Here is a 16,148-nt window from a genome sequence, read left to right as displayed (position 1 = left end):
GGCGGCGCGGTGTTCAGGGGATGGGGCGGGCCGGACCTCGCCGGTCCGGCCGGGCCGGGTCAGGTCAGACCGTCGAGGACGTCCGCCCCGTGCACGCACTCCCCGCCGACGAGGGTCGCCAGGACGCGGATCGTGCCGATGCCCTCCTCCGCGGTGTCCACGGGGTCGCGGTCCAGGACCACCAGGTCGGCGAGCTTGCCCGGGGTCAGGCTGCCCCTGCGGTGCTCGTCGTGGCTGGCCCAGGCCGCGTCCATCGTGTAGGCCCGGAGTGCCTGTTCGGCGCTGACACGCTCGTCGGCGGCCAGAACGGTTCCCGAGGCGGTCACGCGCTCCACCATCGACTCCATGCCCAGGAGCGGCGCCCCCGGGGCGACCGGCCGGTCCGAGCTGCCCGGGACGCGCAGCCCGTGGTCGAGGAAGGACCGGTGCCGGTAGAGCCAGGGCACGCGCTCCGGGCCCACGGCGGCGGCCATGCCGTCGCCCAGGGCGTACAGGAACCGGGGCTGGGGCACGGGGACCAGGCCCGCCTCGGCGATGCGGGGCAGCTGGTCCGGGCGCACCACGCCCGCGTGCTCGATGCGGTGGCGCACGTCGGGGCGCGGCAGCGCGCGCTGGGCCTCGGCGAACGCCTCCAGCGCGACGTCGACGGCGTCGTCGCCGATGGCGTGCGCGGCCACGCGCCATCCGGCCCGGTGGGCGGCCACGACCAGCGCGCGCATCTCCTCCGGGGAGTTCTGGTACACGCCGTGGCCGTGCCCGCAGAGGGGTTCGGTGACGGCGGCGGTGCGGCCGATGAGGGATCCGTCGAGCCAGATCTTCATCGGCCCCAGGCGCAGCCGGTCGTCGCCGAAGCCGGTGCGCAGCCCCAGGTCGATGCCGGTGTCGATCCCGTCGTCGGCGTGCCCGCCCAGCGGGTGCATGTTGTCTGCGGCGACCATGAGCTCGACCCGGGGAAGCAGCTCGCCGCGGTCGCGGGCGAGCTGGTAGGCGGCGGCCTCCACGGGGGTGCGGCCGATCAGACCGCGCCCGATGCCCGCCTCCACGACGTGGGTGAGGCCCTCGGAGGCGTAGACCCGGGAGGCGCGCGCGAGCGCGTCGGCGAGCTCGGTCACCGGGTAGGGCATGACCAGTGCGGTCACCAGTTCCTGCGCGCGCTCCTGGAGCAGGCCGGTGGGGGCGCCCGCGCCGTCGCGGACGATCACTCCCCCGTCCGGGTCGGCCGCGGCGGTGTCGGACACGGCGGTGTCGATCCCGGCCTGGCGCAGGACCGCGCTGCTGACGGTGCACATGTGGCCGGAGCGGTGCTTGAGCCAGACGGGTCGGCCGCCCCCGGCCCGGTCGAGGCCGTGGCGGTCGGGGTGGGCGCCGAGCAGGGCGTCGTCGTAGCCGGAGCCGACGATCCACGTGTCCTCGGGCAGCGTCGCGGCCGCCCGGGCGACCGCGTCGTAGAGGGCGTCCAGGGTGGACACCGTCTCCAGCTCCAGCTCGGCGAGCGACTGTCCGAACCACGCCATGTGGTTGTGCGCGTCCCCGAAGCCGGGGACGACCACGGCGCCGCCGCAGTCGACCGTCCTGCGCGCGGGCAGGTCGGCGACCTCCTCGTCCAGGCCGAGGACGCGCCCGGCGGCGATGCCGAGCACCGTGGCGAAGGGCCGGTCGTCGTCGACCGTGCGGATGCGGGCGTTGGTCAGTTTGAGGTCGAGCATGCTGGAGGCGTTCTCCGTGGGGTGCAGCGGTCGGGACGGTCGCGGCGGACGCACCGCGCGCAGGCTCGGCGGCGGGCGTGGACGCGCCCGCGCCGGGGCGGACGCACGCGCTTCCGCATCTGCCGGTGCCGCACGGTTCACGCCGCCCCCACCTGGGATTTCCTTCCAGGTTGCAGCAACTGTGAGCTGGCGAACAATGGCGATTCGCATCGGATTGGGCACGCGGCGATAGGCATGTGCACAACGACCGCCCGGTGCGCGACATTTCCGAAACACGCACGTCATACGCCGTTACCTACGCGGTGTCACATCGCACAGTCACACGTGCGGGGCGGAGGACGGCCCGGACCCGACGCCTCCGTGTCGCCCCCGGCGCCCGGACGAGCGAACGCCTGGGCCGTGCTCCCCCGTCAGCGCCAGGGGCCCGGGCCGGTGGACTCGCGCCACAGGATCGTGTTGAGCGGCTCCCGTCCGACCTCCGCCACCGTGCCCCGCACGGCCGCGACCAGGCGGCGCATGGCGTTGACGCCCAGCCGTTCGAGGTCCACGTCGACCGTCGTGAGCGAGGGAGACAGGTAGGCGCCCACGGGGTTGTTGTCCCACCCCGTCACGCTCAGGTCGCCCGGCACGCTCCACCCGCGCTCCATCGCCGCGCGGACCGCGCCCGCCGCGACCACGTCGTTGCCCGCGATGACGGCGCTGACCCCGCTGTCCTCGGGCAGGGAGCGCACGGCCTCGGCGCCGGACTCGGCCGACCAGTCGCCGTCGAACACGCCGTGGGACTCCAGCCCCAGGCGTTCGACCGCCTCCAGGTAGGTCTGTCTGCGCCCCCGCGCCGAGGCGTACTGGAGCGGGCCGGACACGTGCAGGAAGCGCCGGTGCCCGGCCTTGGCCAGCCCCTCGACGAGGTCGGCGACGACCGACCCGTCGGCGATCTCGCCCAGACCGCGCATCTCGTCGTCGTAGTCGGCGGAGACGACCACGGAGGCGCCCTCGCCCGCGGCCCGGAGGCTGTCGGGGGCGACGGGGGCCAGGGACAGGACGCCCTCCACCTGGCCCGACCCGGCGAGTTCGAGCATGCGCCCGGTCCGGGCCCCGACCCCGCCGTCCACGCTCACCGCCTCGACGACGAACCCCTCGGCGTGCGCGGTCGCGATGGCCCCGGCCAGCAACCGGCTCGGGCTGGCGCCGGGCACACCGGGCAGGAGGATCGCCAGGCGCCCGGTCCGGCGCGTGCGCATCGACCGGGCCACGAGGTTGGGGCGGTAGTTGAGCTCCCGGATCGCGGCGTCGACGCGCTCGCGGGTCGCCTCCCTGAGCCCGCCCTCGAAGCGCAGGTAGCGCGAGACGGTCTGGTGGGAGACGCCCGCCAGGCGGGCGACCTCCATGATGGTCGGTCGGCGCCTGGGCGGTTCGGGCTCGGCCATCGGCTCCTCCTCGGGCGGGCCCGTCGGCGGCGTCCGTCGGCGGGGTCGGTCTTGACGGTGGATGTGAACGATCACTATTTTAGACCCGGCCGCAGAAAGTGAACGTTCACCATGGGTTCGTGATCCGAGGGGTGTGCCAGTGCCGAGTCCCAGACCACCGATTCGCGTAGCCGTCGTCGGAAGCGGCGGTATCGCCCGGGGCAGGCACCTGCCCGCGCTCGCCGCCCTGGGGGACAGGGTCGAGGTGGTCGCGCTGGCCGACCCCGACGCCTCCCGCGTGGCCGCGACCGCCGACGAGTGGGGCGTTCCCGGACGCCACACCGGCCTCGACGCCCTGCTGCGCGCCGAGTCCCCCGACCTGGTGATCGTGTGCACGCCGCCCGTCGCGCACAAGGACGCGGTGATCACGGCCCTGGACGCCGGGTGCTGGGTGTGGTGCGAGAAGCCGCCGGCGCTGTCCCTGGCAGAGTACGACGAGGTCAGCACCCACGAGGGAGGCGAATCCGGTCCCGGCGGCGGAGGCGGTCCCTTCGTCAGCTACGTGTTCCAGCACCGGTTCGGCTCCGGCGCCGAGCGCCTGCGCCGCCACCTGGCCGAGGGCACGCTCGGCCGTCCGCTCGTCGGCGTGTGCAACACCCTGTGGTTCCGCGCCCCGGACTACTTCGAGGTCCCCTGGCGCGGACGCTGGGCGACCGAGGGCGGCGGCCCGAGCATGGGCCACGGCATCCACCAGATGGACCTCATGCTCTCCCTGCTCGGCGACTGGTCCGAGGTCACGGCCGTGATGTCCACGACCGCCCGGTCCACCGAGACCGAGGACGTGTCGATGGCGATCGTGCGCCTGGAGTCGGGCGCGACCGTCTCCGTGGCCAACAGCCTGCTCTCCCCCCGCGAGACCAGTTACCTGCGCTTCGACTTCGAGCACGCCACGGTCGAGCTGGAGCACCTCTACGGCTACGACAACGCGCACTGGCGCTGGACCCCCGCGCCGCACGTGCGCGACGCCGACGCGGTCGCGTCCTGGCCGCCGGTGGAGGACGAGCCGAGTTCGCACCGGGCCCAGCTCGCCGCGCTGCTCGACGCGATGGAACGCGGGGAGCGGCCCCGCGCCAGCGGCCCCGACGGGCGGCGCGCCCTCGAACTCGTCACGGGCATGTACCGGTCGGCCCTGACCGGCACGACGGTGCGGCGCCGGGACCTGACCCCCGACGACGGCTTCTACCACGCGATGCACGGGGGCGACGCGGACACCGCCGCGGCCGTCCTCACCAGGACGGAGGAGACCACAGGTGTCTGAGACCCCCACCCTGACCGAAGGAGACGACGCGCTCACCGTGGCGGTGGGCGGGGTCGAGATCGCGCGCTACGTGCTGCGCCCCGACTCCCCCGCCACCGAGTCGCCCAAGCCCTACCTGCACCCCCTGCGCACCCTCAGCGGCGCGCCGCTGACCGCGTTCCGGCCGTGGGACCACCGGTGGCACAAGGGCCTCCAGATGACCTGGTCCCACGTCTCGGGACAGAACTTCTGGGGAGGGCCGACCTTCGTCCGCGGCGAGGGCTACCGGTGGCTGGGCAACAACGGCGCCATCGGCCACGAGGGGTTCACCTCCGTCGCCCGCGACGGCGACGGCGTCGCGGTCACCGAGCGCCTGGCCTGGAGGAGTTCGGGCGGCGAGCGGTGGATCGCCGAGGTGCGCACCCACCGGTTCCACTCGGCGGACCGCGAACGGGGGATCTGGGCGCTGGACTTCGCGACCTCGCTGACCAACGTGCGCGGGAGGGCCCTCGAACTGGGCAGCCCCACCACCCACGGACGCGCCGCCGCGGGCTACACCGGGCTCTTCTGGCGCGGCCCCCGCTCGTGGACCGGCGGCGACGTGGTCAGCGCGACCGGCCTCACCGGCGCCGACGTCATGGGCACGCAGGCGAACTGGATCGCCTTCAGCGGCCAGCACGACGAGATCGACGGCGGCGCGACCGTCCTGGCCTACGCCGGGACCACGAGCGCCTCCGTTCCGATCAGGTGGTTCGTGCGGACCGAGCCCTTCCCCGTGTTCAGCCCCTCGCCGTCCTTCGACGAGGAGATCGTCCTGGAGCCGGACCGCACCCTGAGCCTGCGCCACCGCCTGGTGTTCGTCGACCGGGTGTGCGCCGCCGACGAGGCCGGTGCGCTCGCGCGGGAGTACGCGCCCGGGGAGGACGCGCCGTGAACACGCCCCGTTTCCCCGGCGGCACCGCCGTCAGCGGCCTGCGGGTCTACGACTGGGAGGCGCCCGACGGCCTGCACGGCGGCACGCCCCACCTCCACACCGCGTCGTCGGAGGCCTACGTCGTGGTCGCGGGCGAGGGCGAGGTGCACACGCTCACCCCGCGGGGCGTCGCGGCCGACCCGCTCGCGGCCGGTGCCGTGCTGTGGTTCGCCCCGGGCACGGTGCACCGGCTGGTGAACTCCGGCGGGCTGGAGATCACCGTGGTCATGCAGAACGCGGGCCTGCCCGAGGCGGGCGACGCGGTGTTCACCTTCCCGCGCGGGGTGCTGGCCGACCCCGAGGCCTACGCCGCCGCGGCGGCCCTGCCCGCGGAGGGGCCCGAGGAGCTGCGCGCGGAGCGGGCGCGGGCCCGGCGCGACCTGGCCCTGCGGGGCTACTGGGAGCTGGTCGCGTCGGTCCGCGAGGAGGGCGCGGGGGCGCTGGAGGAGTTCCACCGGCTCGCGGCGCAGGTGGTGCGGCCGCGTGTGCGGGAGTGGCGGGAGATCTGGCGCGAGGGCGTGGAACGGGAGGTGGAGCGCACCCGGGAGCAGCTCGCGGCGCTGGCCGGGGGCGACCCGGGGATCATGCGGGAGGCGGCCGTGGTGCGCACCGAGCCGACGCCGGGGCCCCGGGCCTTCGGGATGTGCGGACGCCTGCGCATGTGGCGGGTCGCGGACGCTCCCGAGACCGGCGAACCCCCGGGAGCCCCGGAGACCCCATAGGCCCCGGGCCTCCTCGGTCGCGGAGGTCCGGGGCGACTCGGGAAGCCCCGGAGACCTCAACGGCCCCGGGGACCTCCGACCTGCCAGATTCCCCAGAAGCCCCGGAACACCTCAGCGGTCCCGGTGACCCCAGACAGCCTGGAAGCCCGGTGACCCGGAAGGGGCCGCCGACCGCCGCAGAGGACCGGGCGACCCCAGAGACTCCGGAGACCCCGGACGACCCGAAAGCCCCGGCACCCCGCCTCCCCGCTGCCTCAGCGTCCCGGCAGGGGACACCGACCGCCGCAGAAGACAGGGCGGCCTCAAAGGCCCCGGAGACCCCGGACGACCCGAAAGCCCCGGTGCCCCAGTGCCCTACAAGGGAACGCCGACCTCCTCGGGGGCCCGAGCGCCAGCGCTCCCGCCCCCGAGAAGGTCATCGGGCTGGCCGGTGACCTGCGGCTGATCGGGGACGGCGACGCCGAGCGGATCGCCGAGGAGGCCTCCGGGGCCCGCGCCCCCGAGGCGCGGGATTGACGAGGCGGTACCGGGGCGCGGGGCTGACGGCGCCAGCGTTCACCAATGTCCTGGTAAGGGCTTTCCGCATCACCTGGTTCGGCGTCTCCGGCCACGCCGTCAGAGCAGGTCAACGCCCTCGTGAAGCGCGTCGCACAAACACGACCGAAACACCATTCGCCACTCACGCCTCTTCTGCCCTACGAGGCACATAGACGGACGCCTCGACGCGCTGCCGGCGCGCCACCGCCACCGCCACCGAGCGCCACGAACCCTGACACAGAGCACCTACGAGAAAAAGACCACCGCTCCGAACAGGAGGAACTCCGCGCCATTAACACGAAAGCGCATGGAGAACAAGACCGTTGACGCGCTGGGAACGAACACTTAACTTCTCGTTTGAAAGCGCTTTCCGAACTACGGGCGTCACCGTTCCACCGGCACGGCCGACCCCGTGGCCGCACCACCCCATGACCGACCGCGCCGCGCTTTCCGCGCCGCGCCGACCACACGGCACCGGCCGTGCCACACCGTCCGCACCCGGGGGCGGCCCGTCCCCGGTTCCCTCCCCCGACCCTTCCGTTCAACGTCCCACTGGTCAGACGCACCAACCCCCCTGGAGACGAACGATGAGAACCAGACCCGCCCTCGCGTGCGCCGCCCTACTGGCAGGCACGCTCGTCACGCTTTCCGGCACCGCGGCGCACGCCGCCACCACCCGCTACGAGGCCGAGGGCACCTCGGCCTCCTGCAACGGCAGCATCGAGACCGAGTGGCCGGGCTACTCCGGCGACGGGTTCTGCGACACCGAGAACGAGGAGGGCGCCCACGTGCAGTTCAGCGTGAACGCCCCCGCCTCGGGAACGGCCACGCTGACCGTGCGCTTCGCCAACGGCACCTCCTCCGCCCGCCCCGCCGACGTCCTCGTGAACGGCTCCCGGACGGCGTCGGTCTCCTTCGAGGGCACCGGCGACTGGGACGCGTGGACGACCAAGACGCTCACCGTCCAGCTGGCCGAGGGCGCCAACACGATCCGGTTCGACCCGACCGGTTCCCAGGGCATGCCCAACGTCGACTACCTCGACGTGGAGACCAGCGGCGGTGGCGACGACGGCGGAGGCGATGACGGCGGCGGTGACGACGGGGGCGGCGACGACGGCAACCCGCCGACCTCGGACGCGTTGTACGTGGCCCCGGGCGGCAGCGCGGGCGCGGACGGCACCGAGTCCGACCCCACCACGCTCACCTCGGCCATCGACCGGATCGAGCCCGGCGGGACGATCCACATGCGCGGCGGGACCTACTCCTTCTCGGACACGGTCACCATCCCGCTGGGCGAGGACGGCACCTCCGGAAACCGCACGGAGCTGTCCGCCTACCCGGGTGAGACCCCGGTGCTGGACTTCTCCGCCCAGAGCGAGGACTCCGCCAACCGCGGCCTGGCGCTGGAGGCGTCCTACTGGCACGTCGAGGGCATCGTCGTCGAGCACGCCGGGGACAACGGCATCTTCGTCAGCGGCAGCCACAACGTCATCGAGCGCACGGTGACCCGCTTCAACCGCGACACCGGCCTCCAGCTCTCGCGCCGCGTCTCCAGCACCCCCGAGAGCGACTGGCCCGCCCACAACCTCATCCTGAGCGCGGAGTCGCACGACAACGCCGACTCCGACGGCGAGGACGCCGACGGCTTCGCCGCCAAGCTCACCTCCGGCCCCGGCAACGTCTTCCGCTACGCCGTGGCCCACAACAACATCGACGACGGCTGGGACCTCTACACCAAGGACGACACCGGCCCCATCGGCACCGTGACCATCGAGGACTCCCTGGCCTACGAGAACGGCATCCTCAGCGACGGCTCCCAGGCCGGCAACGGCGACCGCAACGGCTTCAAGCTCGGCGGCGAGGACATCGGGGTCGACCACGTCATCACGGGCAACATCGCCTACGACAACGGCAAGCACGGGTTCACCTACAACAGCAACCCGGGCTCGATGACGGTGTCGGACAACGTCAGCATCGGCAACGAGGAGCGCAACTTCAACTTCGACGACGGCTCCTCGGTGTTCCGCGGCAACACCTCGTGCGACAGCGGTTCCAACGACCGGATCATCGGCAACGCCGACAGCTCCAACCAGTTCTGGTCCGGCTCGAACGGGTCGCGGTGCTCCTCCTACGACGGCGGCCTGGACTGGTCCTACGCCGCCGACGGCACCCTGGTCGTGACCTTCGGGGGCCAGCGGGTCACGCCGTAACCGGCACCGCGGCCCGGGTGCGCTGACGCGACCGAGGCGCCCGCCACGGTTCGGTCCCCGGACCCGCACCCGCGCCCGCACCCGAGAAACAGGAGGCCCCGACCAGCGGGGAAGTCCGCTGGCCGGGGCCTTCGCGCTCCAGGTGGGGCGCCGGGCGTCCCACGGGACGTGCGCGGTCCCGGGCGACTCGCGTGCCGGAACCGCCGCGCCACGGGCCGAGGGGGCTCAGTACTCCGGTTCCGGGCGCAGCGGTCCGCCCCCCTGCGCGGGTGCCGCAGCGCCTCGGCGCAGGAGTGCGGCAGGCCCCGTCCGGCGGCACGAAGACCGTCCGGGCCGCGGCCCCTCAGGGGTCCAGGCGGCGCAGCGCCTCCTCCCAGCGGTGGCGGCGGTCGGCCTCCGGCAGCTCCCACCAGGGCGTGCTTGGCCAGGCCGTGCTTGGCCAGGGCCACGCGTGCGCGCGCCCGCCCCTCGGCGTCGGTGTCCCCGGCGCGCAGCGCGGCGGCCACGTCCCTGCGTGCGGACATCAGGTGTCTCACCAGGCGCTCGCGTACCGGTTCCGGCAACTGCGGGTCGCTCGCGCGCCAACGGCGGCCGGAGACCACGACGTAGCGTCCGTCCTCGGTGCGTTCGGGCATGTCCGTGTGGTGCCCGCGAACGGCCCGGAGCAAGCGCGCCGCTCATCTCAGGGACGGCCGTCATCCGTCTCAGGACCGGTCGGCACCCGTCCCGGGGCGCTCGGCACCCCGTCCAGGGCCGGTCGACACCCGCCTCAAGGCCCGAGGGCGCCCGTCTCAGGACCGGTCGACCTCGTCCAGAAAGGCGTCGATATCGGCGGCCATCTCCTCGGGGTACTCGCCGTTGATCGCGTGCGAGGCCTCCGGGTAGACCTCGACCGTGCCGTGGAGCAGGGCGCGCTCGGCGGTGGCCGCGGCGGTGTCGAGGTCGTGCATCACCGACCGTCCGGCGACGAACGCCAGCACGGGCATGTCCAGGTCCGTGAGGGACTCCTCGCTGATCCTGCCGGGCTGGGGCAGCTTGATCGCGTAGTTCTGCATGCCGGACTCGATCATCCGGGCGACCGGAACGTCCTCCACCGGAGCGCCGCCCGCGGTCCAGGAGTTGAAGCCGTCGCGCCAGGAGCGCGGCAGCCAGGGCAGCGAGGCGGGCAGGGAGCGCAGGACCACCTCCATGGGCATGTCGTCGAAGACGAACACCGGGTCGACCAGCGTCACCGAGGCCACCAGCGAGGGTTCGCGGACGGCCAGGTTGGTCACCGACCAACCGCCGAACGACAGCCCCACCAGGTGGAACCCCTCCTCGGGCAGGCCGTCGAGGGCCTGGTGCAGCCACGCCGCCTGGTCGGCGTCGTCCTCGATCGGCCGGTCCTGCACACTCATCCCGGGTTCGCCCAGCAGGTCGACCGTGTAGACGTCCCCGACCTCCAGCAGGGAGGGCAGGTTGTCCGCCCAGACCGGCGAGGGCGCCGCCCGGCCGGGCAGCAGGACCAGCGGCTCCTCCCGGTCCCCCGCGCCCTCGAAGCGGTACATCCGCACGACCCCGTAGTCGGTGCGCACGTCGATCTCGGCGGCGGGCCGGGGCAGGTCGGCCATCGCCGCCTCGTAGGTGCGCGTGAAGGCGTCCCGCCCCTCCGCCGAGCGCCAGTGGCCCACCGGGGAGGGCGTGCGCAGGGTGACCGCGGCGAGGAGCACCGCGACGACCACGGCGCACGCCACGATGATCCACCGGTTGCGCTTCTTCTTCCGCATGACAGCCCCTAACCGATTGGTAAGTAATCTGACCATAAGGTAAGTTCGGGAGTCATGACAAGAGAGAACCCCCGGTCACGGGAACCCGAACAGGGGCACGAACAGGCGGAAGGGCGGACACGGGGGCGGGAGCGCGGGTCCCGCAGGCCCACCCTGACCGAGCAGGCGCGGCGCGCGCAGCTCATCGACGTGACGGTCCGGCTCATCGCCGAGCACGGGGACGCGGCCACCTCGCTGGCCCGTATCGCCGAGGCCGCGGGCATCACCAAGGCGGCGGTGCTGTACCACTTCCGTTCCAAGGACGCCCTGGTGCGCGCGGCGCACGAGAGCGCGCTCACCGGCCTGGTCGAGCACGTGGGCCGGGCCGTGGAGAGCGCCGACGCCGAGCGGGCCCCCGCCGCCTACATCCGCTCGATGGTCGGCTACCTGCGCGACCACCCGGGCCACACCCGGGTGGTCATCGCGGCGGTGAGCGAGGAGGATCGCCGCTCCAGCCAGCGTTGGCGCCCCCTGGCGGACCTGATGGCGGCCGCCCGGCGGGCGCGCGGAGCGGACTCGGGCACGGAGGGGCCGGACCTGCGCACCACGGCGCTGATCGTCGGCGGCGGCATGGACGCGATCGTGGCCGAGCACCTGGACCACCCCGACTACGACCCGCTCGCGGCGGCCGAGGAACTGGTCGCCATGCTCGACGGCGTCCTCTTCTCCTGATCCGCGCGGGGCCACCGGCGGGGCCCCCGGACCGGAGCCGCGCCGGAGCCTCGGCGGCTTCGGCGACGGCACGGATCGACACGGCCTCGGACGCGGTACCACCGGACCGGTGTACACGTTGGCCAAACCAGGCCAAATACTTTCAAAAGACCGCGCATGAGGCATGACTCCTGCAACGATGACGCTTCCATCAGCCCCTCAGGAGCGTCCATGCCACGTCTTGCCCTGCGCGCCGCCGCGATCGCCGCGGCCGCCGTCACCGCCGCCTCACTGCTGTCGGCCCCCGCACAGGCCGCCTCCACCACCGGAGCGCTCATGGTCACCCAGGTGCGTCCCAACGCCGCCGGGTCGGACACCTCCAGCAACGTCAACGGGGAGTACTTCCTCATCAGGAACGTCACCACGCGCACCGTCAACGTGGGCGGGTACGTCCCCGACATCACCACCAACACCTACGGGCGACCGCTGCCCTCCTACAACCTGCCCGCGGGGGCGACGGCCTACGTGCGCACCGGAAGGGGAACCCACCGGCGCGACTCCAACGGCTACCACCAGATCTACCGGGGCTACGACCGCCACGTCCTGCTCAACAGCAGCACCAGCCGCAACCCCGACCTGCGCCTGAAGCGTCCGGGCAGCGCCGACAACAACTCCAGCACGGGCACCATCAGCTCCTGCAACTGGGGCAACGCCGCCAACGGCACCACCTACCGCTGCTGACCGCCGTCCGGGTCCGGCCCCGTCGACCGGTGGGGCCGGACCCGGACGGAGCGGGACGGGACAGGCCGGGAGGGCAGGGAAAAGGCGGGGGCGCGTCAGGCGGCGGCGCCGGAGCGGAACCGCTCCCGGTAGACGCGGGCCGTCTCCATCAGGCCGTCCAGCGTGTCGCGCGTGCGCACCAGTTCGGCGATGTGCTCGGTGAGCCGGTCGCGCTCCTGGGCCATGCGCTCGATCGCCGCGTCCGAGTTCCCCTCGCTGGGCGCCTCCGCGCAGGGCAGCACCTCGGCGATGGTGCGGCTGGACAGCCCGGCGGCGTACAGCCGCTGGACGAAGGCGACGCGCTCGACCGCGGCCTCGGTGTAGTGCCGCTGCCCGCTGTCGCTGCGGGTGCTCATGAGCAGCCCCTGCTCCTCGTAGTAGCGCAGGGACCGGACGCTCACGCCCGTCCGCCTGGCGAGTTCCCCGATGCGCACGGCTTCCTCCCTCGTGACCTGCGGCACAACCGCTTGCCCCTCACATCAATGTGAGGTTTTAGCGTAGTCGACGTACCCGACCGGGGTACACCGCCCACGGAGGAGAACCTGTCGTGACCAGCCTTTTCCAGCCCTACCGGCTCGCCGACCTGCACCTGCCCAACCGGGTCGTGATGGCGCCGATGACCCGCGTCCGCGCCGCCGAGGGCGGACTGGCGACACCGTCCATGGCGGCGTACTACGCCCAGCGCGCGACCGCCGGGCTGATCGTCTCCGAGGGGGTGCAGCCGAGCCTGGTGGGGCAGTCCAACCCGGGAACGCCGGGGCTGTACACCGACGAGCAGGGCGCCTCCTGGAAGCCGGTGACCGAAGCGGTGCACGCCAACGGCGGCCGTGTCTTCGCCCAGATCATGCACGGCGGACGCGTCTCGCACCCCGAGACCACCGGAACGCGGCCGGTCGGCCCCTCGGCCGTCGCGGCCACGGGCAACGTGTTCACGCCGAGCGGCCCCCAGCCCGTGCCGGTGCCGCGTGCGCTGGAGGAGGCCGAGGTGCCCGAGCAGGCCGAGTCCTACGCCCGGGCCGCCCGCCGCGCGGTCGCCGCCGGATTCGACGGGGTCGAACTGCACGGGGCCAACGGCTACCTGATCTCGCAGTTCCTCTCGGACAACGCCAACCTGCGCACCGACTCCTACGGGGGCTCGGTGGCCAACCGGATCCGGTTCGCCGTCGAGGCGACCGCCGCCACCGCCGACGCCGTGGGGGCGGAGCGCACGGGTATCCGCCTCTCCCCCGGCGCCGAGTTCTGGGGGGTGAAGGAGACGGGCGTGCGTGAGCTGTACACCGCGCTGCTGGCCGAGCTGGCCCGGATCGGGGTGGCCTACGTCCACCTCGAAGCCACCACCGACGAGGAACTGCTGCTGGAGCTGCGCCGCGCCTGGCCGGGCACCCTCATCATGAACCCGGTGCTCCCCATGGGTCCCAAGCAGGTCGGCCGGGCCGAGGCCGACCACTGGCTGGGGCTGGGGGCCGACCTCATCAGCTTCGGCCGCGCGTTCATCGCCAACCCCGACCTGGTGGAGCGGCTGCGCACCGGGCTGCCGCTCGCCCCGGTGGACGAGGCGACCTACTACCAGGGCGGCGACCGGGGTTACCTGACCTACCCCGCGTACCAGTACAGCGCGTAGGTTCCAGGTCTGTGCTGGTCATGACCCGTTTCCGGCCGGCCCCGCCCGGTGTCCGCGCTCGGGCGTGAAAGTCCACGTGGAAGACGCGAGGCAGCGCAGGAAGTACCGGGAACACGGCGGCCCTTCCGGGAAGGCTCCCGGAAGGGCCGCCGGGCCGCGGCTCCCCCACCTTGCGGGATCGCTTTGCGGGGCGCGGGCCCCGCCGGATGTCCGGGCAGACGACCAGGGCATCCGCCCCCGCACCCCGTTCCGGTATGCTCCGGACGGCATCCGCGCCGCCCGGCGGGGGACGGCGCGACGCCCCGCTCGCCCGCCCGCGAACCGAGGGAGGCCCCGTGCCGACGACCACCGTCCCAGGACCGCTGTCATGAAGCTGTCGAGGGTGGCGCCGGAGCTGCGCGGCCCCCTGCTCCGTTCACCGGAAGTCCCCGTACACCGCCCCTGGGCCCTGCGACTCACACGCAGACTGATGGAGGACCTGGACGCCCGGCACCTGCCCGGCGTCACCATGGAACTCCCCGAGGAAGCGGCCCCCGGCGTACGGGTCTACCGCCCCGACGACAAGCACTCGGACGGCGCCCTCGTCTGGATCCACGGCGGCGGCCTGGTCATGGGCCGCGCCGTGCAGGACGACCCGCTGTGCAACGCCACCGCCCGCCGGCTGGGCATCACCGTCGTCTCCGCCGAGTACCGCATGGCCCCCGAGGACCCCTACCCCGCCGCCCTGGACGACTGCCACGCCGCCTGGACCTGGCTCCAGGACAACGCCGCCTCCCTGGGCGTGGACCCCGCGCGCGTGGCAATCGGCGGCCAGAGCGCGGGCGGCGGCCTCACCGCCTCGCTCGTCCAACGACTGCACGACGAGGGCGGCACGCAGCCGGTCGGGCAGTGGCTGCTGTGTCCCATGCTCGACGACCGCACCGCAGCCCGGCGCGACCTGGACAGGGTCCGCCACCGCATCTGGAACAACGAGGTCAACCGCTTCGGCTGGCGTTCCTACCTGGGCACCGACCCCGGCGCGGCCACGGTTCCGCGCTACGCCGTGCCCGCACGCCGCGAGGACCTCAGCGGTCTGCCGCCCGCCTGGATCGGCGTCGGCGACATCGACCTGTTCCACAACGAGTCCCGGGAGTACGCGCACAGGCTGCGCGACGCCGGCGTGGACACGACCTTCCACCTGGAGCCCGGCGCTCCCCACGGGTTCGACTCCTGGGGCGCCGAGACCTCCGTCGCCCGCGACTACCTCGACCGGGCACGGACCTGGCTGGAGAAGGCCCTGGCCCGCGAGCTGGACGGTTCCTGACACCCCGTTCGGGCCGACTCCCGGCACTCCGCTCCCGGCTACCCGCTCCCGAGGCCCGGCCCCGAACCCCCTGGCACCCGCGCCCCCGGCCGGAGAGCAGCGGCATCATAGGGAGGGAACGCAGCCACACGACGGGAACGCGCATGACCGGAGCAGTCGAGACGGGCGCCAGGAAGAGCGCGGACGGCCGGGCCTCCGCGCTCGCGCTCTCGCTAGCGACCCAGATCAGCGAGCTGGCGCGGACGGGCGGCCTGGACGAGGGCGCGCACCTGACCGAGCAGTGGATCGCCGACCGGCTCCAGGTGTCGCGGTCCCCGGTGCGGCGCGCGCTGGCGCTGCTGGACGAGATGGGGATCGTCGAGCACATCCCGAACCGGGGGTACTTCCTCACCCGGCCGGGCAGCGAACTGGCCTCCGTGGACGCCGTTCCGGAGCGGGACGGGCAGGAGGACCTGTACTTCCGCGTGGTGGACGACTTCCTCAACGACCGGCTCGACCGGGAGTTCACGGCCGCGGAGATCGCGCGCCGCCACGGGGTGGCGGCCCGGCACGTGCAGCGGGTCCTGGTCCGGATGGAGGCCGAGGACCTGGTGCGGCGGCGGACGGGCCGCGGCTGGGAGTTCCAGGAGGTGCTCTCCACCGCGGAGGGGCACGACCACAGCTACCGGTTCCGGATGATCGTGGAACCCGCCGCGCTGCTGGAGCCGGGGTTCGCGGTGGACGCGGAGGCCTTCGCGCTCCACCGGGAGCGCCAGGAGGGCCTGGTACGGGGCAGGGCGCTGTCGTCGGCGCGCGGCACCCTGTTCCAGACGGGGGCGGAGTTCCACGAGATGCTCGTGGGGTGCGCGAACAACCCGGTCCTGCTCGACGCGGTGCGTCGGCAGAACCGGGTGCGCAGGCTCATCGAGTACCGTCACCAGGTGGACCGCACGCGGATGGTGCACCAGGCCCGCGAGCACCTGCTCCTGATGGACCTGCTCCAGGAGGGGCGGATCGAGGAGGCCTCCCGGGCCCTGCGCGCGCACCTGGACCGGGTCCGGTGGATCAAGACCGGGATCGGCGCGGAGCCGCCCGCCCTGCTGTGACGGACGGCCCTCCCGTGGCCGGTCCCCGGCACGCGCGCGGCCACGGCCGGGG

13 protein-coding genes and 1 pseudogene are annotated in these 16,148 nt (G+C 73.5%); 9 read left to right on the top strand and 5 right to left on the bottom strand.

What is annotated here, in order from left to right:
* Positions 1-59 precede the first annotated feature (59 nt).
* Positions 60-1,706 carry an amidohydrolase gene (locus NDAS_RS05055; protein WP_013152063.1) on the bottom strand — a complete coding sequence of 549 codons (1,647 nt, stop codon included), beginning with the start codon at positions 1,704-1,706 and terminating at the stop codon, positions 60-62.
* Between the two features lie 410 nt (positions 1,707-2,116).
* Positions 2,117-3,133 carry a LacI family DNA-binding transcriptional regulator gene (locus NDAS_RS05050; RefSeq protein ID WP_013152062.1) on the bottom strand — a complete coding sequence of 339 codons (1,017 nt, stop codon included), beginning with the start codon at positions 3,131-3,133 and terminating at the stop codon, positions 2,117-2,119.
* A gap of 139 nt (positions 3,134-3,272) precedes the next feature.
* Between NDAS_RS05050 and NDAS_RS05045 the strand changes: the two genes are divergently transcribed.
* The 4 genes from NDAS_RS05045 to NDAS_RS05030 all read left to right on the top strand — a co-directional run bounded on the left by NDAS_RS05045 (position 3,273) and on the right by NDAS_RS05030 (position 8,851).
* A complete protein-coding gene (locus NDAS_RS05045; protein ID WP_013152061.1) occupies positions 3,273-4,430 on the top strand; it encodes a Gfo/Idh/MocA family protein in 1,158 nt (385 codons plus the stop codon).
* Complete coding sequence (locus NDAS_RS05040) at positions 4,423-5,343, top strand: DUF6807 domain-containing protein (RefSeq protein ID WP_013152060.1); 921 nt, start codon at positions 4,423-4,425, stop codon at positions 5,341-5,343. The genes NDAS_RS05045 and NDAS_RS05040 overlap by 8 nt, the downstream gene beginning before the upstream one ends.
* A complete protein-coding gene (locus NDAS_RS05035; protein WP_013152059.1) occupies positions 5,340-6,104 on the top strand; it encodes a cupin domain-containing protein in 765 nt (254 codons plus the stop codon). The genes NDAS_RS05040 and NDAS_RS05035 overlap by 4 nt, the downstream gene beginning before the upstream one ends.
* Before the next feature lie 1,124 nt (positions 6,105-7,228).
* Positions 7,229-8,851, top strand: a complete 1,623-nt coding sequence (locus tag NDAS_RS05030) for a carbohydrate-binding protein (protein WP_013152058.1) — start codon at positions 7,229-7,231, stop codon at positions 8,849-8,851.
* A gap of 343 nt (positions 8,852-9,194) precedes the next feature.
* Here the strand turns inward: NDAS_RS05030 and NDAS_RS29160 are convergent.
* Together NDAS_RS29160 and NDAS_RS05025 are read right to left on the bottom strand one after the other, a co-directional pair.
* Positions 9,195-9,486, bottom strand: a pseudogene (locus NDAS_RS29160) (hypothetical protein).
* A 156-nt stretch (positions 9,487-9,642) separates the two neighbouring features.
* Complete coding sequence (locus NDAS_RS05025) at positions 9,643-10,617, bottom strand: alpha/beta fold hydrolase (protein ID WP_013152057.1); 975 nt, start codon at positions 10,615-10,617, stop codon at positions 9,643-9,645.
* A gap of 54 nt (positions 10,618-10,671) precedes the next feature.
* Between NDAS_RS05025 and NDAS_RS05020 the strand changes: the two genes are divergently transcribed.
* Both NDAS_RS05020 and NDAS_RS05015 read left to right on the top strand, forming a co-directional pair.
* A complete protein-coding gene (locus tag NDAS_RS05020; RefSeq protein WP_013152056.1) occupies positions 10,672-11,328 on the top strand; it encodes a TetR/AcrR family transcriptional regulator in 657 nt (218 codons plus the stop codon).
* A 210-nt stretch (positions 11,329-11,538) separates the two neighbouring features.
* Positions 11,539-12,048 (top strand): hypothetical protein, encoded by a 510-nt coding sequence (locus NDAS_RS05015; RefSeq protein ID WP_013152055.1) that lies wholly within the window; start codon positions 11,539-11,541, stop codon positions 12,046-12,048.
* A gap of 95 nt (positions 12,049-12,143) precedes the next feature.
* Here NDAS_RS05015 and NDAS_RS05010 read toward each other — a convergent pair whose 3' ends face one another.
* Positions 12,144-12,521: a MerR family transcriptional regulator gene (locus tag NDAS_RS05010; RefSeq protein ID WP_013152054.1), complete on the bottom strand. Its 378-nt coding sequence runs from the start codon at positions 12,519-12,521 to the stop codon at positions 12,144-12,146.
* Between the two features lie 113 nt (positions 12,522-12,634).
* Here NDAS_RS05010 and NDAS_RS05005 point away from each other — a divergent pair, with 113 nt between their 5' ends.
* The 3 genes from NDAS_RS05005 (at position 12,635) to NDAS_RS04995 (ending at position 16,096) form a co-directional block, all read left to right on the top strand.
* A complete protein-coding gene (locus tag NDAS_RS05005; RefSeq protein WP_013152053.1) occupies positions 12,635-13,708 on the top strand; it encodes an alkene reductase in 1,074 nt (357 codons plus the stop codon).
* A gap of 367 nt (positions 13,709-14,075) precedes the next feature.
* The gene (locus NDAS_RS05000; protein WP_013152052.1) at positions 14,076-15,011 is read left to right on the top strand and encodes an alpha/beta hydrolase; all 936 of its coding nucleotides are present in this window, start codon (positions 14,076-14,078) and stop codon (positions 15,009-15,011) included.
* Between the two features lie 143 nt (positions 15,012-15,154).
* Positions 15,155-16,096, top strand: a complete 942-nt coding sequence (locus NDAS_RS04995; RefSeq protein ID WP_013152051.1) for a GntR family transcriptional regulator — start codon at positions 15,155-15,157, stop codon at positions 16,094-16,096.
* Positions 16,097-16,148: the final 52 nt, after the last annotated feature.

Origin of the sequence: Nocardiopsis dassonvillei subsp. dassonvillei DSM 43111 (assembly GCF_000092985.1) — a bacterium.
Classification (GTDB): domain Bacteria; phylum Actinomycetota; class Actinomycetes; order Streptosporangiales; family Streptosporangiaceae; genus Nocardiopsis; species Nocardiopsis dassonvillei.
Note: the sequence above shows the minus strand (reverse complement) of the source record. Positions and strands in the feature narration are given on the sequence as shown.